Genomic DNA, 19186 nt, shown 5'->3' with positions numbered 1-19186 from the left:
CGGGAGTTGGGCCGCGCATTATCCCCCATTCACGCCACACCGGCCGAGCCGCCATGAACGAAACCGATCACGACACCATCGCCATCGAGGCCGCCGCGTTCCGGCGCCTGCGCCAGCACCTGATGCAGGAGCGCCCGGAGGTGCAGAACATCGACCTGATGATCCTGGCCGGGTTCTGCCGCAACTGCCTGGCCGACTGGTACCGCGAGGCCGCCGAGTCGCGCGGCATCACCATGACCCGCGACGAGGCGCGCGAGGCCGTCTACGGCCAGCCGTTCGCGCAATGGAAGGCGCAGCACCAGACCGAGGCCACGCCGGAGCAACTGGCCGCGTTCGAGGCCGCGCAGCGCGCGCATCCGAAATGAGCGGCGACCCGATACCGCAACGCCCTCGCATCAACCTGGCCAGCGACAACGTCGTCGGCGCCAGCGCGCGGGTGCTGGACGCGATCGTGCGCGCCAACGCCGACGCCGAGCCGTCCTACGGCGCCGACCGCTACAGCGCCCGTGCCGAAGCCCTGCTGGCCGAGGTCTTCGAGCGCCCGCTGCAGGCCTGGCTGACCGCCACCGGCACCGCCGCCAACGCGCTGGCCCTGGCCGCGCTGTGCCCGCCCTGGGGCGCGGTGCTGTGCCACGCCGAGAGCCACATCCTCGAAGACGAATGCGGCGCGCCCGAGTTCTACAGCGGCGGCGCCAAGCTGATCGGGATCCCCGGCGTCGCCGGCAAGATCACCCCCGACGGCCTGAGCGACGCCCTCGCCCGCCTCAGCCCCGGCGTCGCCCGCTCGGTGCAGCCGGCGGCCTTGTCGCTGTCGCAGGTCACCGAGGCCGGCACCTTGTACTCGCTGGACGAACTGCGGGCATTGACCGCACTGGCGCGCCGCCACGGCCTGCGCTGCCACCTCGACGGCTCGCGTTTCGGCAACGCGGTCGAAGCCCTGGGCTGCAGCGCCGCGGCGATGAGCTGGCAGGCCGGTTTCGATGCGCTGAGCTTCGGCGCGACCAAGAACGGCGCCCTGGCCTGCGAGGCGGTGATCGTGTTCGACCCGGCGCTGGCGGCGTCGCTGCCGTTCCAGCGCAAGCGCGCCGGCCACACCCTGTCCAAGAGCCGCCTGCTCGGCGCGCAGATGGCGGCCTATCTCGAAGACGGGCACTGGCGCGACAACGCCCGCCAGGCCAATGCGATGGCCGCGCGCCTGGCCGCGGCGCTGGCCGCCCTGCCCGGCGTGCGCCTGCCCTGGCCGACCCAGGCCAACGAGGTGTTCGCGGTACTGCCGGCGGCACTGGCCGCGCGCTGGCGCGAGGCCGGCATCGTCTGCGCCGACTGGGCCAGCCGCGGCCTGCCCGAGGGCTATGCCATCGCCGCCGACCAGCGCTTCGTGCGTCTGGTGACCAGCTACGCGACCACGCCCGACCAGATCGACGCGGTGATCGGCGCGGCCTAGACGCGGCCGTCGCACGGCGCGGGTCCAGACTGGGCCATGCCCGATGCCCGATGCCCGATGCCCGTTGTCAGCCGCCTTCGACGTTGGTCATAGTCGAGGGCGTTGCAGGCTTCGACAGACGTTGCAGGCTTCGACAGACAAGGGGAAACGCTATGGCGCTCAAAGTCTCGAGGCAGGCCTGGATGGCATTGCTGGGCGTACCGGCGGTGATCTATGCCGGCATCTGCGGGCTGATGTACGCCAAGCAGCGCGACCTGATCTATTACGGCCAACAGACGCGCGTGGACCCGGCCAGCACCGATTTCGTGCTGGAACGCGAAGGCGTGCATCTGCGCGGCTGGGCGGTGAATCCGAGCGCGCCGCGGCCGATCCTCTACTTCGGCGGCAACGCCGAGCGCATCGAGGCGCGCCGCGACCAGATCGCGCGCCTGTTCCCGGACCGCAGCGTGTACCTGCTCGCCTACCGCGGCTTCGGCGCCAGCGACGGCCAGCCCAGCGAGGCGGCGCTGTTCGGCGATGCGTTGAGCTTCTACGACCGCGTGCACGCGGCGCATCCGGACCAGCCCATCGACGTGATCGGCTGCAGCCTGGGCAGCGGCGTGGCCAGCCATGTCGCCTCGCAGCGACCGGTGGCGCGCCTGGCGCTGGTGACGCCGTTCGACAGCCTGACCGCGGTCGCGCAGTCGCACTATCCGCTGCTGCCGATGGGCTGGATGGTGCGCGATCGTTTCGAGTCGGCACGTTGGCTGGCCGGTTACCGCGGACCAACCCTGGTGCTGCGCGCGGGGCTCGACCAGGTGATCCCGGCCAGCAACACCGATCGCCTGATCGCCGCGCTGGCGACGCCGCCGAAGGTGGTCGCGCTGTCCCAGGCCGACCACAGCAGCATCGGCGCGCAGCCCGCGTTCGAGCGGGCCCTGCGCGAGTTCTTCGCGGCCGCGGAGCCGGCGCGCTAGTTCGCCGGCGCGCGCGGCTCGGGCGGCGGCGCGGCCGACGCAGCGGGACAGCGCTGCATGCCCGCGGGCATCGGCAAGGGACAAACCTCGCAGCAGCTGCGCGCCGGCGTCAGGGTCGGCGGCGGCGTGGTCGGGGTCATGGCCTTGAGTTTGAGCAGCACCGCCCAGTCCTGGCGATTGAAGTTGCAGCCCGCCTCGTGGCCGGGACGGCAGTCGGGCGAACCATCGCCGCGCCGCGGCAAGGCCCACAGCCGGCCGCCGCTGTTGAGGTTGAGTTCGCGCAGGGTCACGCTTTGCAGGACGTTGCCGCCGATCAGATAGAGCTTGCCGCCATCGACCGTCGCGGCGATGTCGCAATGCATATTGAGCGCACCGGAGTCGCGATCCAGGAACGCCTTCAGCCCTTCGTAGCCGAACGCCGTGCCCGAAGCGCGCACGAAGCACAGCAAGTCGCCGGCCGCCGGCTTGGCGTTGTCGGGATCGACGAACTGGAACGGGCTGCTGTCGGGATTCAGGTAGGCGTCGCGCACGTAGTCGATGTGACTGGCCGAGGCGCGGAAGTTGGGCACTCCGGCGCGATTCATCACGTAGGACACGAACACCGCCGACCACGGGTTGTCGATCAGGAAGGCGCGGCAGGACGCGTTCGCGACGCCCATCTGGCCCGGGTCGGCGCTGGGCACGCTGCTGCATTCGGCGGCGCCGGCGAAGCTGCTCATCTGCCAGAGCAGGCCGCTGCCCTTCCAGTAGTCGGCGACGCGGCGCCAGGCGGGGGTGCTGCCGTCGCGCAGGCGCGAGGTTTCGGCTTCAGCGACGGTGGTGCTGGCCAGGCGGCCGTTGGCGTCGATGAAGGCGTCGAACCACAGCCCGTTTTCCTGGCAGGCGATCGCGGCGATGCGCGCGGCGTAGCTGTCGGGGCCGGACGGCGCAGCGCAGGCTTCGCCGGCACGCGCCGGTCCGCTCAGCCACAGCAAGGCCAGCACTATAGTCGTCGCCGCTCCCCGCATGCCGCCTCCACGCATCCGTCCGCATCGGCCGTTGCCGACGACGGGAAACGTCGCACAGTCCGTGTATCGATCGTATTCACATCGGCGGCATTCACATCGGCTGCGCTCACATCGACCGCACTCACATCGACCGCACCCACATCGGCCCCATCGCGGCCTGCGGCTCAGTGCGCGGCGCAGAAGGCCGCGTAGTCGATATAGCCGGGGAAGGCCCGGTCGGGCGCGCACACCGCGCAGCCCGGGTCGGGACGCAGGCGGGTTTCGCGGAAACGCATCGCCAAGGCGTCGAAATGCAGCAGGCGCCCGCTCAAGGGTTCGCCGATGCCCAGGATCAGCTTGATCGCTTCGGTCGCCTGCAGCAGGCCGATCACGCCCGGCAGCACGCCCAGGACACCGGCCTCGGCGCAGTTGGGCGCGGCTTCCGGCGGCGGCGGTTCCGGGAACAGGCAGCGGTAGCACGGCGCCTGCCCGCGCCGGCGGCCGGCGTCGAACACGCTGGCCTGGCCTTCGAAACGGTGCACCGCGCCGTAGATCAGCGGCTTGCCCAGCTTCACGCAGGCGTCGTTGAGCAGGTAGCGCACCGGGAAGTTGTCGGCGCCGTCGACGACCACGTCGGCGTCGGCGATCAGGCGCTCGACGTTGTCCGAACCGATGCGCTCGGCGAACCCCAGCACCTGCACCTGTGGGTTCAAGGCCGCCAGCGCGATCCGCGCCGACTCCACCTTGGGTGTGCCGATGCGTGCCTCGGTGTGCAGGATCTGGCGCTGCAGGTTGCTGCGGTCGACGTGGTCGTCGTCGGCCAGCACCAGCGTGCCGACCCCGGCCGCGGCCAGGTAGTAGGCGGCCGGCGAGCCCAGCCCGCCGGCGCCGACCATGGCCACGCGCGCGGCTTGCAGACGGCGCTGCCCTTCCACGCCGACTTCGGGCAGGCGCAGGTGGCGCGAGTAGCGGTCGTAGAAATCGGCGTCGGCATCCGCCGGCGCCAGCGGCAGGCCCTCGGCGATCCAACGCACGGTGCCGCCCTCGACCGAGGCCACGCGCCGGTAACCGGCGTCGAGCAGCGCCTGCGCGGCCAGCAGCGAGCGCGCGCCGGATTGGCAGATCAGCAGCACCTCGGCGGCGCGGTCGGCGACGCTCGCGGAAGGGTCGGTTTCCAGTTCGGTGCGGGCCACGCCCAGGGACCGCTCGGCGCGGCCGGCGGCGCGTTCGTGGGCCTCGCGCACGTCGATCAGGATCGCGCCGGCGCGTTGCCGGCGCAGCGCTTCGGCCGGAGTGATGCGTTCGATGCTCATGCCGCGATTATCCGCCTTCGCGCCGGCGCTGTGCGGCGGCGCCGGCGACGCAGCGTTGCGCGCATCAGTACGGCAGCACCTCGACCACGGCGCCGGCCTGCAGCGTTTGCGGGCCTTCGCCGATCACGATCAGGGCGTTGGAGTCGGCGGCCGCGCGCAGCCGGTGCGAGCCGGTGGCCGGATTGGGATCAGCGAGCAGGCCGCCGTCCTCGCCCGCGGACAGGCGCGCGCGGACGAACTCACGGCGCGCATGGGTCTTGTCGATGCCGCCGACCAGGCGCGCGCGCCAGCGCGGTCGCGGCTCGCTGCAGCCCTGCAGGCCGTCGATCAGGGCGCGGCCGAAACTCAGGTAGGTCGCCATCACCGACACCGGATTGCCCGGCAGGCCGAGCAAACGCGCCTGGTCCAGGCTGCCGAACAGCAGCGGCATGCCCGGCTTCATCCGCACTTTCCAGAAATGGGTGCGGCCGAATTGCGCCAGCACCGCCGGCACGTGGTCCTTTTCGCCAGCCGAGACCGCGCCGCAGGTGAAGACCAGATCGAAGGCGCAGGCGGCGTCGCGCAGCGCGATCTCGACCTGGCGCGGATCGTCGGGCAGGCGCGGCCACGCGGTCGGCTCCAGGCCGTCGGCGCGCAGCAAGCCCATTAGCAGCTCGCGGTTGCTGTCGTGGATCTGGCCCGGTCCCAGCGGCAGGCCGGGTTCGACCAGCTCGTCGCCGGTGGTGAACACCGCGACCGTCGGCCGCCGCGCCACGCTCAGCGACGGCAGTCCCAGCGACGCGGCCAGCGAGACCCGCGTCGGCGTCAGCGCCTGCCCCGCGTGCAGCACGCGATCGCCGGCGCGCACGTCTTCGCCGGCGTAGCGCACATGGGCGCCGGCCGCGATGCCGGCGGGGATCCGCACGAAATCGCCGTCCAGCTGCACGTTCTCCTTGATCGCGACCGTGTCCGCGCCGGCCGGCAGCGGCGCGCCGGTGGTGATGCGCAGGCACTGCCCGGGTTCGAGCGCGGGCGCCAAGGCGGCGCCGGCGAACTGCTCGCCGGCCAGGCGCAGGCGCGCGCCCTCCGCGCCCAGATCGGCGTGGCGGAACGCGTAACCGTCCATGGCGCTGTTGTCGAACGGCGGCAGCGCCAGCGGCGCGTCCACGTCCTGGGCCAGGATGCGGCCGTGGCAACGCGCCAGGGCCAGGGATTCGGTCTCGAGCCGGTGCGCGGCGGCGACCTGCGCGACGATCGCGATGGCCTCGTCGTAGCTCAGGCCGGTGGGGAAGTCGTGCATGGCGTCAGTCGGCTGCGGGTGCGGCGATGCCGGCCGCGGCCAGATCGTCGGGAGTGTTGAGGTTGCCGAAGCGTAGGCCATCGCAACGCACGCGCGCCATGCCCAGTTCGGTCTGCAGGCCCTGCACCGCGAGGCGGCCGTGGGCGAGCGCGTCGGCCAGACGCGGCCGCAGCGCCGGTACGCGCCACAGCGCGAACAGCGGTTGCAGGCCGTCGTCGTCGATCGCGCAGGCGCCGTGCGCGCCGGCGGCGGCCAGGCGCGCGGGCAGGTCCTGGGGCGGCGCCAGCGCATCGACGGGCAAGCTCAGCAGCCAGGGCGTCGTGCAGGCCGCGGCCAGCGCTTCCAGACCGCCCAGCGGGCCGACGTCCGCGCGCAGATCGGGGACGGCACGCAGGCCGTGGGCGGCGTAGCGGTCCGGCGCGCGGTTGGCGCTGACCAGGACGGCACAGGTCTGGGCGGCGTAGCGCTGGGCCAGGCGCAGCACCTGCGCCTGCCCGTCGCGCAGCAACCAGGCCTTGTCGAGACCGCCGAGCCGGCTGGCACGGCCGCCGGCGAGCAGGCCCAGGGTCAGTTCGGAGGGAGCGATGGCCAGGTGCGCGGCTCGCATGGGCGTGGGATCGGCTCCGGTGGCGGCACGGCTGCTGCAAACCGGCAGCCCGACGCCTTCATCAGGCTTGGGCCGTCAGGCGCGCGCGACACGCACGCCCGCGATTCACTTGCAGCGATTTACTTGCCGCGCTTGACGTGCCGGATCAAACGCCGCTTCTTCGCGACCTGCTTCTCGGTCAGCACGTTCTTCTTGCCCTCGTAAGGGTTGGTGCCTTCCTTGAAGATGAAGCGCACCGGCGTGCCGACCAGCTTGAAACGCTTGCGGAAGAAGTTTTCGAGATAGCGCTTGTAGCTGTCGGCCAGGGTGCGCAGGCGGGTGCCGTGGACCACGAAGGTCGGCGGATTGCTCGCCGCCGGGTGGGCGTAGCGCAGCTTGGCGACGTGACCGCGCACCACCGGCGGCGGGTTGGTCTCGTAGGCGATTTCCAGGGCCTTGGTGACTTCGGCGGTGGCGAACACACGGGTCGCCGAGTCGTGCGCGCGATGCACGGCCTTGAACAGCTCGCCCAGGCCGGAGCCGTGCTTGGCGCTGATCCGCACCGCCTCGGCCCAGTCGACGAAGGCGAGCTTGCGCGCCAGCAGGCCTTCGGTCTGCTGGCGCTGGTAGTCGGTCTGGCCGTCCCACTTGTTGATCGCCACCACCAGCGCGCGGCCGGCGTCGAGCGCGTAGCCCAGCACGCTGGCGTCCTGATCGGTCACGCCTTCGCCGGCGTCCAGCATCACCACCGCGACCTGGCACTGCTCGATCGCCTGCAGGGTCTTGATGATCGAGAACTTCTCCACCGCCTCCTCGACGCGCGCCTTGCGGCGCAGGCCGGCGGTGTCGATCAGCCGGTACAGGCGGCCGTCGCGTTCCATGTCGATGGCGACCGAATCGCGGGTGGTGCCCGGGACTTCCGACGCGATCATGCGTTCTTCGCCGAGCAGGCGATTGACCAGGGTCGACTTGCCGACGTTGGGGCGGCCGATGAAGGCCACGCGGATGCGCGAGGGATCGCTGTCGAGTTCGGCCTGGGCGCCCTCTTCCGGCAGCTTGGACAGGACTTCCTCGAGCAGGCGGTCCATGCCCTGGCGGTGCGCCGAGGACACCGCGACCTTGTCGCTGAAACCGTAGCGGGCGAACTCGTTGAGCGCGGCCTGGACGTCGAGGCCGTCGGTCTTGTTGACCACCAGCAGGGTCGGCCGGGCGGCCTTGCGCAGCCACTTGAGGATGTCGTCGTCCAGGGCCGAGGCGCCTTCGCGGCCGTCGACGATGAACAAGACGAGGTCGGCTTCCTCGGCGGCGGCGCGGGCCTGGCGCGCGGTCGCCCCGGCCAGACCTTCGTCCTCGCCGGCGATGCCGCCGGTGTCGACCACCGCGAACGGGCGCAGGCCCTCCGGGCGGCAGACGCCGTAGTGACGGTCGCGCGTGACGCCGGGCTGGTCGTGGACCAGGGCGTCGCGGCTGCGCGTGAGCGCATTGAACAAGGTCGATTTTCCGACGTTGGGGCGGCCAACGAGGGCAACTAACGGAAGCATGATTTAGAGCCGGGATTTGAGATTCGGGATTTGGGATTCGGAATGCGCAGACGCGGCGCGCCGGGATTTGGACCGGATTTCCGAGGTGCAACAGCGGTACATAGTGCCAGAGCGGCCGTCCTGGCGCTTTTGGGCCTGCCTGGGGGCGCACGCGCCAGGGCTACAAACGAGCGGCCCGGTGCGGCAAGCGCCGACCGGGCCACTATGTCGAGATGGATCGAGTCGGACGGTGCGGACCGCACCGCGCAGGGATCCGCTCTTGCGAATCCCGAATCCCGAATCCCGGCTTTACTGCAGTTTGAACGCGGTCAGTTCGCCTTCGACGTTCTGCACCACCAGCACGCCGTCGGAGACCACCGGCGCCGCGCGCAGGGGCTTGCCGCCGACGCGCTGACGTGCGGCGAACTCGCCGTTGTCGAGCTTCAACCAATGCACGTAGCCGTCGTAATCGCCGACCACGGCGTAGTCGCCCTGCACCGCCGCGCCGGTGACGTTGCGGCGGGCCAGGCCGGCCTGCTGCCACATCGCGCTGCCGCCGGCCTTGTCCAGGCCGAACACGGTGCCGGTCGGATCGGTGACCACCAGGCGGTTGCTGCCGACGCCGATACGGCCGGAACCGCCGTGCTCGCTGTTCCACATCGGGCGGCCGCTGGGGCCGTCGAGGGCCACGGTCTGCTTCTTGAAGCTGCTCGCGTACAGGGTGCTGCCTTCGAGCACCGGAGTGCCGTCGATGTCGGCCATGCGGTCGAGCTCGGTGCGGCCTTCCAGCTGCGCGATCGGCTGTTCCCACATCGGGCGGCCGTCGGTCGCCGACAGCGCGGCCACGGTGCCGTCGTCGTTGCCGACGAAGACCACGCCCGGGCCGAGCACCGGCGCGTCGTTGCCGCGCAGCGACAGCATCGGCACGTCGTGGGTCCAGAACCAGCGACGCTCGCCGCTGGCGACGTCGAACGCGCTAAGGCGGCCGTCGTTGGAACGCACGAACACCATGCCCATGCCGATCGCCGGAGCGGCGATGACTTCGTTGGCGACCTTGGCGCGCCACTTTTCGGCGCCGCTGGAGGCGTCGAGCGCGATCACTTCGCCGTCCAGGCCGCCGACCACGACCAGGCCTTCGCCGACGCCGGGGCCGCCGGACAGGCGGATTTCCTTGTCCTTCTTGTTGCTGTCCTCGCCCTGACGCATGGGCTGGTAGTCCCAGATCGTCTTGCCGGTCTGCAGGTCGAAGGCGTGCACGCCGCCTTCGATCGCGGCGGCGTAGACGCGGCCGTCGGCGATCGCCGGGCCCTGGCGGACGCCCATCCGGTTCTCGCCCTTGCCGGCGTTCGCCGACCACAGCTTGGCGACGTTGGCGGTGGTGGTGATGTCGCTCAGTTCGACCGGCTCGTTGGGCTTGCCGTCGTCCTTCTTGCCGTCGCCGAACCAGCCCTTGACGGTGGAACAGCCGGCCAGCGCGAAGGCGCACAGCAGGACGGCGGTGGCGCGCATCGTAGTGGCTCGAACCGCGGTGCGGCTGGGGGTCATGGCTGCAACCTTCATCAAGACTTGGCCTCGGGCTTGACCGGCGAACCGCCGGCTTCGGTGAGCTTGAGCTCGAGCAAGCGACGCTGCGGCGACGCCACATCGAGCTTGGTCATCGCTTGCGTATACGCTTCCTGCGCCTTGGCGCGCTGGCCCAGGGCCAGTTGCGCGTCGCCGCGCACCGCGATCGCGGTCGGCGTGGTCGCGTTGGTGAGCAGCTTCAGAGCGGCGTCGGCCTGCTTGGCTTCGATCAGCAAACGCGCCAGGCGCAGGTTGACGATCTCGGCGATGGCCGGGTCTTCGCTCTTGATCGAGCGCAGGGTCGCGATCGCCTGATCGCGCTGGTTGGCGACCACCTGCGACTGCGCCAGGCGCAGCGCGGCAAGCGTGTGATAGGTGTTCTGGCCGAGCGCCTTGACCTTGGCTTCGGCGCCCTTGTCCTTGGCTTCGATCGCGTCGAGCGCGGCCTGGTACTGATTGGCGACCTGCGCCTGCTGCTGGATCTGGTGGTTGTCCCACCACTTCCAGCCGCCGATCGCGGCCAGGCCCAGGGCGATGCCGCCGATCAGGGCGGCGCCGTTACGGCGCAGCCATTCGAGTACGCGTTCGCTTTGTTCGTGTTCGTCCAGCAGCTCGTCGATCGCCATCGCTCATCTCGCCCCGCCGACCGGCTGGAGCCCAAAGGAATATGACCGGCCCGCAGCGCGGGCCAGTAAGGGACATGCCCTAGCGGGCATGCGCAGACCCGCGTCGCGGGTCAGTCGGCGACCGGCGCGAGGGAACCGTCAGAGGATAGCGTAAAGCGCGCGACGTTCGCGCGGCTGAACGGCGCCAGATCGACGGGTTTGCCGGCCTGCAGCACTTCGACCGCGGACGAGTTGCCCAGCACCACGCGCGCGACTTGGCCGGCGCCGTAGCTGCGGCGTTCGCCGGCGCCGAGCAGGCCCTGCTCCAGGGTGCTGCCGTCGGCGGCATACACCTGCACCCAGCTGTCGCCGCTGAAATTCAGCGACAGCGCGGTTTGCGCCGCCGGCGCTGCCGGCAGCGGGGCCATCGAGGCGATCAGCGGAGTGCGCTGGGCCGCGACGGCGGGTTCGGTGGCCGGGGCCGCGTCGGTCGCGGCCGGCATCGCCGGCACGTCCAGCGACTGCACCGCCAGGTTGCTGTCCAGGTGCGGACGCGTGGCCAGCCAGACCGGTACCGCAATCGCGGCGGTCAGCACGATATAGATCGCACGCCGGGTGGCCTGTTCGAACACGCGGCGGTAGCGCGGCGTGTGGGTGTGGCTGACCAGCTCCGACGGCGCCACCTGGGCGACGGCGACGCGGTCGAGTTCGGGCTCGAGATCGACCCCGAGCAGGCGTGCGTAGCTGCGCAGCTGGCCGCGCACGAACACCGGTGCGCCGATGCGCGCCAGGTCGTCGTCTTCCAGTGCCTGGACCACGCGGGTCGGCATTTTCAGGCGCGCGGAAACGTCCGCGTGCGACAGACCGGCCCGCTCGCGGGCAGATTTGAGGCGCGCGCCACAGCTACCCCCGCCGTCAGGCGCGACTTCGTTCGAAAGCATCATCGCTTACCGTCATCCCCTGTCCCGGAGCCCTGCGCGTCAGGGAACTCCGCCCGTAGACGCTGAACGTATCTTGCGGCGGCAGCCGTGTCGCCGAGTTTTTGTTCGATTTGTGACGCAAGCAGCAGCGCATCCGGATCTACCGGTGCGGCAGCCAGCCTGCGTTCAGAAAAAGCTCGCGCTTCGAAGGCGTTGCCCTTCTGCAGCTCGATCCGGGCCAGGCCGCCCAGGGCCAGCGCGTTGCCGGCGTCCAGGGCCAGGGCGGTGCGCAGATCGCGCTCGGCGCGCTCGTACTGGCCGGCGGTGGCGGCGCAGCTGCCGGCATTGGCCAGGGCCGCGGTCGGCGTCGCGTAGGTGCTGTCGGCCAGGGCGCGGTCGAACCAGCTCAAGGACTCGGCCGCGCGGCCGCTGCTGCACAGCCAGGCACCGTAGTTGTTGAGGAAGGCGCCGCGCTCGGGGGCCAGATCGACCGCTTTCTTGTAGTACTGGCCCGCGGCGGCGCTATTGCCGCGACGCTCGGCGATCGCGCCGAGGAGGGTGTGGGCGTCGGCCGAGTGCGGGTCGGCCTTGAGCGCGGTGTGGGCATCGCGCTCGGCGCCGTCGAGGTCGCCGTTGCGCAGCGCGGCCTGGGCCAGCTGCAGCCGGTTGCGGGCCGAGGCGGCGTCCTTGCTGCGCTTGTCGTCGCGGACCGCGTAGTCCGGGCCGGTGTGTTCGTAGTTGGTCTTGTCGAAGTTCGGCCGGACGAAGGTCAGGCGCTTGCAGCCGGTGAGCGCGGCCAGGACCAGCAGCGCCGCCACCGCGGCCAACGGCCACTTCGCCCCACTCCCCTGCCCGTCATGCCGCATCGCCCAGCCCCTGAGATTCGAGTTTCTTGCGGAATTCGGCCTGGCGCCGGGTCCGGTCCATGACCTGGCCCTTGAGCTGCCCGCAGGCCGCATCGATGTCGTCGCCGCGGGTGCGGCGCACCGGCGCGATCATGCCGGCGTCGTTGAGCAGTTTCTGGAACGCGCGGATCGCCGCGTCGTCGGGGCGCTCGTAGCGCGTGCCCGGGAACGGATTGAACGGGATCAGGTTGACCTTGGCCGCGTCCTTCATCTGCACCGCGTTGTCGAACTGGCGCAGCAGCCGCAGCAGTTGCCGCGCGTGCTGAGGCTGGTCGTTGACGCCCTTCATCAGGGTGTACTCGAAGGTCACCGAGGTGCCGCGCTTGCGCAGCGCGTAACGCACGCAGGCTTCCATCAGCTGCGCGATCGGGTACTTCTTGTTGAGCGGGACCAGCTCGCTGCGCAGCTCGTCGTTGGCCGCGTGCAGCGACACCGCCAGCGAGACGTCGCTGACCTCGCCGAGCTTGTCGATCATCGGCACCATGCCGGCGGTCGACAGGGTCACGCGCTTGTTGGCCAGGCCGTAGCCCAGGTCGTCGCGCATGATGCTCATGGCGCGCACGACGTTGTCGAAATTCGCCAGCGGCTCGCCCATGCCCATCATCACCACGTTGGTGAGCTTGCGCTGCTGGTGTGGGACGTTGCCGAGGTGGCGCGCCGCGACCCAGACCTGGCCGATGATCTCGGCGGTCGACAGGTTGCGGTTGAAGCCCTGGGTCGCGGTCGAACAGAACTGGCAGTTCAGCGCGCAGCCGACCTGCGAGGACACGCACAGGGTGCCGCGGCCCTTGTCGGGGATGAACACCGTCTCGATCGCGTTCTTCGGGTCCATGCCCAGCAGCCACTTGTGGGTGCCGTCGGTGGAGGCCTTGTCGAACACGACCTGCGGCACGCGCACCTGCGCATGCTGCTCGAGCTTGGCGCGCAGCGCCTTGCCCAGGTCGGTCATGTCGTTGAAGTCGGTGACGTAGCGGTGGTGGATCCACTTCATCACCTGGTGCGCGCGGAAGCGCTTCTCGCCCAGGGTCTGCTCGAAGAAGTCTTCCAGCGAGACGCGGTCGAGATCGAACAGGTTGGTCTTGCCCGGATCGAACGCGACGAAGCCGGAACTGGCCGGCTGCGTCGCGGCGACCGCGACGTCGGTGGCGCCGACGTCAGCGTTGACGACCTTCGCACTCATGGCGTTCGTACCGCTGGCGTCAGCGCCCGCGGGCGTTGCCGACGCCGGCGTGTCGCCGGCGTGGGCAAGATCGTTCGCGTTGGTGCGGAGGTCGTTCACGGCGTGGCTTAGCGCGCGTACACGTCGGTAGCCGGGAAGAAGTACGCGATCTCGATCGCGGCGTTCTCCAGGCTGTCCGAACCGTGCACGGCATTGGCGTCGATGCTGTCGGCGAAGTCGGCGCGGATGGTGCCCGGCGCTGCGTCCTTCGGATTGGTCGCGCCCATCAGGTCGCGGTGCTTGAGCACGGCGTTCTCGCCCTGCAGCGCCTGGATCACCACCGGACCGCTGATCATGAACTCGACCAGGGCGGCGAAGAACGGACGCTCGCGGTGCACGGCGTAGAAACCTTCGGCTTCCTGCTTGGAGAGGTGCTTCATCTTGGAAGCGACGACCTTGAGGCCCGCCTTCTCGAAACGCGTGTAGATCTCACCGATGACGTTCTTGGCGACGGCGTCGGGCTTGATGATGGACAGGGTGCGCTCCAGCGCCATGGAAATTCTCCGGGTAGGCGGGCCGCTGCTGCTTCCTTGCGAGGGCCCGAGAATAACAGAAAACCCGCGACAGAACGCGGGTTTAGCCGATATGGCTACGGTAATTCTACCGGATCGGTCATGCGATTTGCACGGTTGTGCTGAAAATCCGTTGACGATCCGGCCAAGCCGGGACTACGATCAAACAAGCGTTTGATTCAGCCACCCTGGAGCCCCATGGCCGCCACCGCCCATTTCTCCACCAAGGACCGCATCCTCGGCGCCGCCGAAGAGCTGTTCGCCCAGTTCGGCTTCACCGGCACGTCCCTGCGCCAGGTCACCAGCCGCGCCGACGTCAACATCGCCGCGGTCAACTACCACTTCGGCAGCAAGGAAAACCTGGTCAACGAGGTGTTCCGCCGCCGCATGGACGACATGAGCCGGCAGCGCCTGAGCGCCCTGCAGGAGGCCGTCCAGCAGCATCCGGGCGAACTGGAACCGATCCTGGCCGCGTTCGTCGAGCCGGCCCTGGCCCTGGCCCAGGACCGCCACGGCGGCGCCGCTTTCGTGCGCGTGGTCGCGCGCGCCTACGCCGAAAAGAACGACAGCCTGCGCAAGTTCCTGTCCGACCACTACGGCCACGTGCTGCGCGAATTCGCCAAGGCGATCGCGGCCGCGGTGCCCGGCCTGAGCAAGGAAGAGCTGTACTGGCGCCTGGACTTCCTGGCCGGGTCGCTGACCTACGCCATGGCCGACTTCGGCCTGATCAAGCGTCCCGCCGGTGTCACCGAGGCGGCGCATCGTGAGCGCGCGGGCCGCGAGCTGATCCGTTTCGCCGCTGCCGGCTTCAAGAGCTGAGCCCAGCGCTCCGCCGCCCCTTTCCGACCGCGCCTGGGCGACCCCATCGGTTGCCCCGCTTCCGTACCGTCCTGGCGCTGCAACATAGTGCAATCAATCCAAGGAGTTGCAGACGATGTCTAACAAATTGCTTGTCCGCCGAGCCGCGGTCCTGGGCGCCGGCGTCATGGGCGCGCAGATCGCCGCGCACCTGACCAACGCGGGCGTCGACACGGTGCTGTTCGACCTGCCGGCCAAGGAGGGCGACCCCAACGGCATCGTCGCCAAGGCGATCGCGAACCTGGGCAAGCTCAGCCCCGCCCCGCTCGCCGCCAAGGGCCTGGCTGAGCGCATCAGCGCGGCCAACTACGAGACCGGCCTGGAACAGCTGCGCGACTGCGACCTGATCATCGAGGCCATCGCCGAGCGCATGGACTGGAAGCAGGACCTGTACAAGAAGATCGCTCCGTTCGTGGCCGAGCACACCGTGCTGGCGTCCAACACCTCGGGCCTGGGCATCAACAAGCTGGCCGAAGTGCTGCCCGAGCAGCTGCGCCACCGCTTCCTCGGCGTGCACTTCTTCAACCCGCCGCGCTACATGCACCTGGCCGAGCTGATCCCGGCCCGCGGCACTGACGCGAGCGTGCTCGAGGGCCTGGAAACCTTCCTGACCACCACCCTGGGCAAGGGCGTGGTGATCGCCAAGGACACCCCGAACTTCATCGGCAACCGCATCGGCGTGTTCTCGATGCTGGCCGCGATGCACCACACCGAGCAGTTCGGCCTGGGCTTCGACACCGTCGACGCCCTGACCGGCCCGGCGATCGGCCGTCCCAAGTCGGCGACCTACCGCACCGCGGACGTGGTCGGCCTGGACACCATGGCCCACGTCATCAAGACCATGGCCGACACCCTGCCCGACGACCCGTGGCACTCGTACTTCAAGGCGCCCAAGTGGCTGGCCGCGCTGATCGAGAAGGGCGCGCTGGGCCAGAAGACCGGTGCCGGCGTCTACACCAAGCGCGGCAAGGACATCCTGGTGCTGGACCTGAAGGCGCAGGACTACCGCGTCTCGGCCGGCGAGCTCGACGCCGACGTCGCCGCCCTGCTCAAGGAACGCGACCCGGCCAAGAAGTTCGCCGCGCTGCGCGCCAGCAGCCATCCGCAGGCGCAGTTCCTGTGGGCGGTGTTCCGCGACAGCTTCCACTACAGCGCCTTCCATCTGGAGTCGATCGCCGACACCGCGCGCGACGTCGACTTCGCGATGCGCTGGGGCTACGGCTGGTCGCTGGGCCCGTTCGAGAGCTGGCAGGCCGCCGGCTGGAAGCAGGTCGCCGACTGGATCGCCGAGGACATCGTCGCCGGCAAGGCGATGGCGTCCGCGCCGCTGCCGAACTGGGTGTTCGACGGCCGCGACGGCGTGCACGGCAGCGACGGCAGCTACAGCCCGGGCCGCAACGCCAAGGTCGCGCGCTCGTCCAACCCGGTCTACGCGCGCCAGCGTTTCCCCGACGCCCTGCTCGGCGAGAAGTTCTCGCAGGGCCAGACGGTGTTCGAGAACGACGGCATCCGCCTGTGGGCCGACGACGGCGACGACATCGCCGTGATCAGCTTCAAGACCAAGATGCACACGGTCAACGACCACGTGCTCAACGGCATCCAGGAAGCCATTGGCATCGCCGAGAAGAAGTTCAAGGGCGTGGTGATCTGGCAGCCGAAGGAGCCGTTCTCGGCCGGCGCCGACCTGTCCGGCGCGCTCGGCCTGCTCCAGGCCGGCGACCTCAAGGGCTTCGAGGCCATGGTCGCCAACTTCCAGGCCACCAGCCAGCGCATCAAGTATTCGCTGGTGCCGGTGGTCGCGGCGGTGCGCGGCCTGGCCCTGGGCGGCGGCTGCGAGTTCCAGATGCACGCGGCCAAGAGCGTGTTCGCGCTGGAAAGCTACATCGGCCTGGTCGAGGCCGGCGTCGGCCTGCTGCCGGCCGGTGGCGGCCTGAAGGAGTTCGCCGTGCGCGCCTCCGACGCGGCCGGTCCGGGCGGCGACGTGTTCGCCCAGCTCAAGACCGCGTTCGAGTCGGTGGCCATGGGCAAGGTCTCGACCTCGGCCTTCGAAGCGCGCGAGCTCAAGCTGGCGCGCGACGGCGACGCCGTGGTGTTCAACGCCTTCGAACTGCTGCATGTGGCCAAGGCCCAGGCGCGCGGCCTGGCCGAGAGCGGCTACCGCCCGCCCCTGCCCGGCCGCCGGGTCCAGGTCGCCGGCGACGTCGGTATCGCGACCTTCAAGATGCTGCTGGTCAACATGCTGGAAGGCCGCTTCATCTCGCCGCACGACTACGAGATCGCCACCCGCATCGCCACCGTGATCTGCGGCGGCGAAGTCGACCGCGGCGCGCTGGTCGACGAAGAGTGGTTGCTCAAGCTCGAGCGCGAGCACTTCGTCGCGCTGGCGCAGATGCCCAAGACGCAGGAGCGCATCGCGCACATGCTCAAGACCGGCAAGCCGCTGAGGAACTGAGATTGGTGATTCGAGATCCGGGATTCGCAACAGCGTCTCCCGGATCGTTCGTCCTAATCCCGAATCCCTAATCCCGAATCCCTCTTTCGGAGAAAGATCATGAAGCAAGTTCAAGACGCCTACATCGTCGCCGCCACCCGCACCCCGGTCGGCAAGGCCCCGCGCGGCGTATTCCGCAACACCCGCCCCGACGACATGCTCGCCCACGTGCTCAAGTCGGTGGTCGCGCAGGCCCCGGGTATCGACCTCAACCGCATCGACGACGCCATCATCGGCTGCGCCATGCCCGAGGGCGAGCAAGGCATGAACGTGGCGCGCATCGGCGTGCTGCTGGCCGGCCTGCCCAACACCATCGCCGCGCAGACCATCAACCGCTTCTGCTCCTCCGGCCTGCAGGCCGTGGCGCTGGCGGCCAACGAGATCCGCCTGGGCAACTCCGACCTGGTCCTGGCCGGCGGCACCGAGTCGATGTCGATGGTGCCGATGATGGGCAACAAGGTCGCGCTGAGCCCGAGCGTGTTCAAGGACGACCACGTCGCCATCGCCTACGGCATGGGCATCACCGCCGAGAAGGTCGCCGAGGAATGGAAGATCTCGCGCGAGGACCAGGACGCGTTCGCCCTGGCCTCGCACCAGAAGGCCATCGCCGCGCAGCAGGCCGGCGAGTTCAAGAGCGAGATCAGCCCGTACGAGGTGCTGTCGCACCTGCCCGATCTGTCCGGCAACACCATCAAGCTGCGCAAGAGCCTGATCGAACTCGACGAAGGCCCGCGCGCCGACGCTTCGCTGGAGGCGCTGGCCAAGCTCAAGCCGGTGTTCCGCAACGGCCAGTTCGGCGGCACCGTCACCGCCGGCACCGCCTCGCAGATGAGCGACGGCGCCGCGGCCGTGCTGCTGGCCTCGGGCCAGGCGGTCAAGGACTACGGCCTGACCCCGCTCGCGCGTTTCGTCAGCTTCTCGGTCGCCGGCGTGCGCCCGGAAGTGATGGGCATCGGCCCGATCGCGGCGATTCCGAAGGCGCTCAAGCAGGCCGGCCTGACCCAGGACCAGATCGACTGGATCGAGCTCAACGAAGCCTTCGCCGCGCAGGCGCTGGCAGTGATCCGCGACAGCGGCCTGGACCCGTCCAAGGTCAATCCGCTGGGCGGCGCGATCGCGCTCGGCCATCCGCTGGGCGCGACCGGTGCGATCCGCACCGCGACCATCGTCCACGGCCTGCGCCGTCGTCAGCAGAAGTACGGCCTGGTGACCATGTGCATCGGCACCGGCATGGGCGCGGCGGGCGTGTTCGAAGCGCTCTGAGCCACGGCCGCGAGGCGAAGGCCGCGACCTTCGCATAGCGGAGTCACACCAGGGCGGCTACGGCCGCCCTGGTGCGTTTTGGGGTCTGCGCGCGCCGGTCGTACGATGCTGCGAGCCCACGGCGCGATGCGTGAAGCGCATTACCTCGAAGCGGAATACCCCTTTCGCGCGTAGCGATGCCGGCCCGCGCAGCTAGCCCGCACAAACGGCAAGGGCAGCCGAAGCTGCCCTTGCCGTGGACGACGAGGTCCGGTTGCGCGCTGGCGATCGGCCCACGGTAGCCGACCGCGCGATTACCGCGGGCAGGCGGTGAATTTGCCCTGGGCGTCGCGGCAACGCTTGGGCTCGACCTTCTTTTCGCAGGACACGAACTTGCCCTTGCTGTCGCGGCAATGTTCAGCCGCGGCCTTGGCCGGCGCGGGTCGGGGGGTAGCCGCGGCCTTGGCCGGCGCGGGTCGGGGGGTAGCCGCCGTCGGCTGGGCGGCGGAGTGCGCGGCCATGGGCTTGGCGGCGGCCGTCGGCTGAGCGGCCGGTGCAGGCTGTGCGGCGCTGGCGCCCAGGCTCAGGAACAGCAAAGCGCTGGCGATCGGAACCAGCAGGATGCGGGGCATGGCGGCTCTCCCGAAGACGCGACCGAAGCGATCGCGATTGCAGGCTAGGCGACGGCGGGCTACGGCAGCCTGGGCGGACGATTAAAGATTTTTAATGTGCCGCGCTCTGGGGTAGGAGCGGCGTAAGCCGCGACCACGAAACCGAATTGCGTCGT

Annotated in this window: 18 protein-coding genes; 6 read left to right on the top strand and 12 right to left on the bottom strand. The window is 70.0% G+C overall.

Annotated features, from left to right (window positions below; translation table 11 throughout):
- Positions 1 to 53 precede the first annotated feature (53 nt).
- The 3 genes from ASE10_RS13650 (at position 54) to ASE10_RS13640 (ending at position 2400) form a co-directional block, all read left to right on the top strand.
- Entirely contained in the window at positions 54 to 365 is a 312-nt protein-coding gene (locus tag ASE10_RS13650; protein WP_055906796.1) for a DUF1244 domain-containing protein, read from the top strand.
- On the top strand, positions 362 to 1444 hold the full coding sequence (locus ASE10_RS13645) for a beta-eliminating lyase-related protein (protein ID WP_200949790.1): 1083 nt from the start codon (positions 362 to 364) through the stop codon (positions 1442 to 1444). Before ASE10_RS13650 ends, ASE10_RS13645 begins: the two co-directional genes overlap by 4 nt.
- A gap of 152 nt (positions 1445 to 1596) precedes the next feature.
- Positions 1597 to 2400, top strand: a complete 804-nt coding sequence (locus tag ASE10_RS13640) for an alpha/beta fold hydrolase (RefSeq protein WP_235565867.1) — start codon at positions 1597 to 1599, stop codon at positions 2398 to 2400.
- Here ASE10_RS13640 and ASE10_RS13635 read toward each other — a convergent pair.
- From ASE10_RS13635 to ndk, 11 genes are all read right to left on the bottom strand, one after another.
- Complete coding sequence (locus ASE10_RS13635; RefSeq protein ID WP_162255281.1) at positions 2397 to 3407, bottom strand: DUF2272 domain-containing protein; 1011 nt, start codon at positions 3405 to 3407, stop codon at positions 2397 to 2399. The genes ASE10_RS13640 and ASE10_RS13635 overlap by 4 nt on opposite strands.
- A 164-nt stretch (positions 3408 to 3571) precedes the next feature.
- Complete coding sequence (moeB, locus tag ASE10_RS13630) at positions 3572 to 4699, bottom strand: molybdopterin-synthase adenylyltransferase MoeB (protein WP_055906789.1); 1128 nt, start codon at positions 4697 to 4699, stop codon at positions 3572 to 3574.
- Positions 4700 to 4763: 64 nt separating this feature from the next.
- Positions 4764 to 5978 carry a gephyrin-like molybdotransferase Glp gene (glp, locus tag ASE10_RS13625; protein ID WP_055906786.1) on the bottom strand — a complete coding sequence of 405 codons (1215 nt, stop codon included), beginning with the start codon at positions 5976 to 5978 and terminating at the stop codon, positions 4764 to 4766.
- A gap of 4 nt (positions 5979 to 5982) precedes the next feature.
- Positions 5983 to 6585, bottom strand: a complete 603-nt coding sequence (locus ASE10_RS13620; protein ID WP_055906784.1) for an NTP transferase domain-containing protein — start codon at positions 6583 to 6585, stop codon at positions 5983 to 5985.
- A gap of 119 nt (positions 6586 to 6704) precedes the next feature.
- Complete coding sequence (gene der / locus ASE10_RS13615) at positions 6705 to 8105, bottom strand: ribosome biogenesis GTPase Der (protein WP_055906782.1); 1401 nt, start codon at positions 8103 to 8105, stop codon at positions 6705 to 6707.
- A 288-nt stretch (positions 8106 to 8393) separates the two neighbouring features.
- Entirely contained in the window at positions 8394 to 9593 is a 1200-nt protein-coding gene (gene bamB, locus ASE10_RS13610) for an outer membrane protein assembly factor BamB (protein ID WP_055906779.1), read from the bottom strand.
- Positions 9594 to 9643: 50 nt separating this feature from the next.
- Positions 9644 to 10273, bottom strand: a complete 630-nt coding sequence (locus ASE10_RS13605) for a tetratricopeptide repeat protein (RefSeq protein WP_055906778.1) — start codon at positions 10271 to 10273, stop codon at positions 9644 to 9646.
- Between the two features lie 110 nt (positions 10274 to 10383).
- Positions 10384 to 11193, bottom strand: a complete 810-nt coding sequence (locus ASE10_RS13600; protein ID WP_157480970.1) for a helix-turn-helix domain-containing protein — start codon at positions 11191 to 11193, stop codon at positions 10384 to 10386.
- Positions 11193 to 11990 carry a type IV pilus biogenesis/stability protein PilW gene (pilW, locus tag ASE10_RS13595; RefSeq protein WP_235567562.1) on the bottom strand — a complete coding sequence of 266 codons (798 nt, stop codon included), beginning with the start codon at positions 11988 to 11990 and terminating at the stop codon, positions 11193 to 11195. Before pilW ends, ASE10_RS13600 begins: the two co-directional genes overlap by 1 nt.
- 37 nt (positions 11991 to 12027) lie before the next feature.
- The gene (gene rlmN / locus ASE10_RS13590) at positions 12028 to 13257 is read right to left on the bottom strand and encodes a 23S rRNA (adenine(2503)-C(2))-methyltransferase RlmN (RefSeq protein WP_055907155.1); all 1230 of its coding nucleotides are present in this window, start codon (positions 13255 to 13257) and stop codon (positions 12028 to 12030) included.
- A gap of 107 nt (positions 13258 to 13364) precedes the next feature.
- Complete coding sequence (ndk, locus tag ASE10_RS13585) at positions 13365 to 13790, bottom strand: nucleoside-diphosphate kinase (protein ID WP_055906769.1); 426 nt, start codon at positions 13788 to 13790, stop codon at positions 13365 to 13367.
- 216 nt (positions 13791 to 14006) lie between these two features.
- On the opposite strand from ndk, the gene ASE10_RS13580 reads away from it, so the two are divergent.
- From ASE10_RS13580 to ASE10_RS13570, 3 genes are all read left to right on the top strand, one after another.
- Positions 14007 to 14627 (top strand): TetR family transcriptional regulator, encoded by a 621-nt coding sequence (locus ASE10_RS13580; protein ID WP_055906765.1) that lies wholly within the window; start codon positions 14007 to 14009, stop codon positions 14625 to 14627.
- 115 nt (positions 14628 to 14742) lie between these two features.
- Positions 14743 to 17118, top strand: a complete 2376-nt coding sequence (locus tag ASE10_RS13575; protein WP_055906762.1) for a 3-hydroxyacyl-CoA dehydrogenase/enoyl-CoA hydratase family protein — start codon at positions 14743 to 14745, stop codon at positions 17116 to 17118.
- A gap of 96 nt (positions 17119 to 17214) precedes the next feature.
- On the top strand, positions 17215 to 18420 hold the full coding sequence (locus ASE10_RS13570) for an acetyl-CoA C-acyltransferase (protein WP_055906759.1): 1206 nt from the start codon (positions 17215 to 17217) through the stop codon (positions 18418 to 18420).
- 293 nt (positions 18421 to 18713) lie between these two features.
- On the opposite strand, the gene ASE10_RS13565 is transcribed toward ASE10_RS13570, so the two are convergent.
- Positions 18714 to 19031, bottom strand: a complete 318-nt coding sequence (locus ASE10_RS13565) for a hypothetical protein (RefSeq protein WP_055906756.1) — start codon at positions 19029 to 19031, stop codon at positions 18714 to 18716.
- Positions 19032 to 19186 lie beyond the last annotated feature (155 nt).

The sequence above is a fragment of the Lysobacter sp. Root76 genome, from assembly GCF_001428685.1.
Taxonomy (GTDB): Bacteria; Pseudomonadota; Gammaproteobacteria; order Xanthomonadales; family Xanthomonadaceae; genus Lysobacter.
Note: the sequence above shows the minus strand (reverse complement) of the source record. Positions and strands in the feature narration are given on the sequence as shown.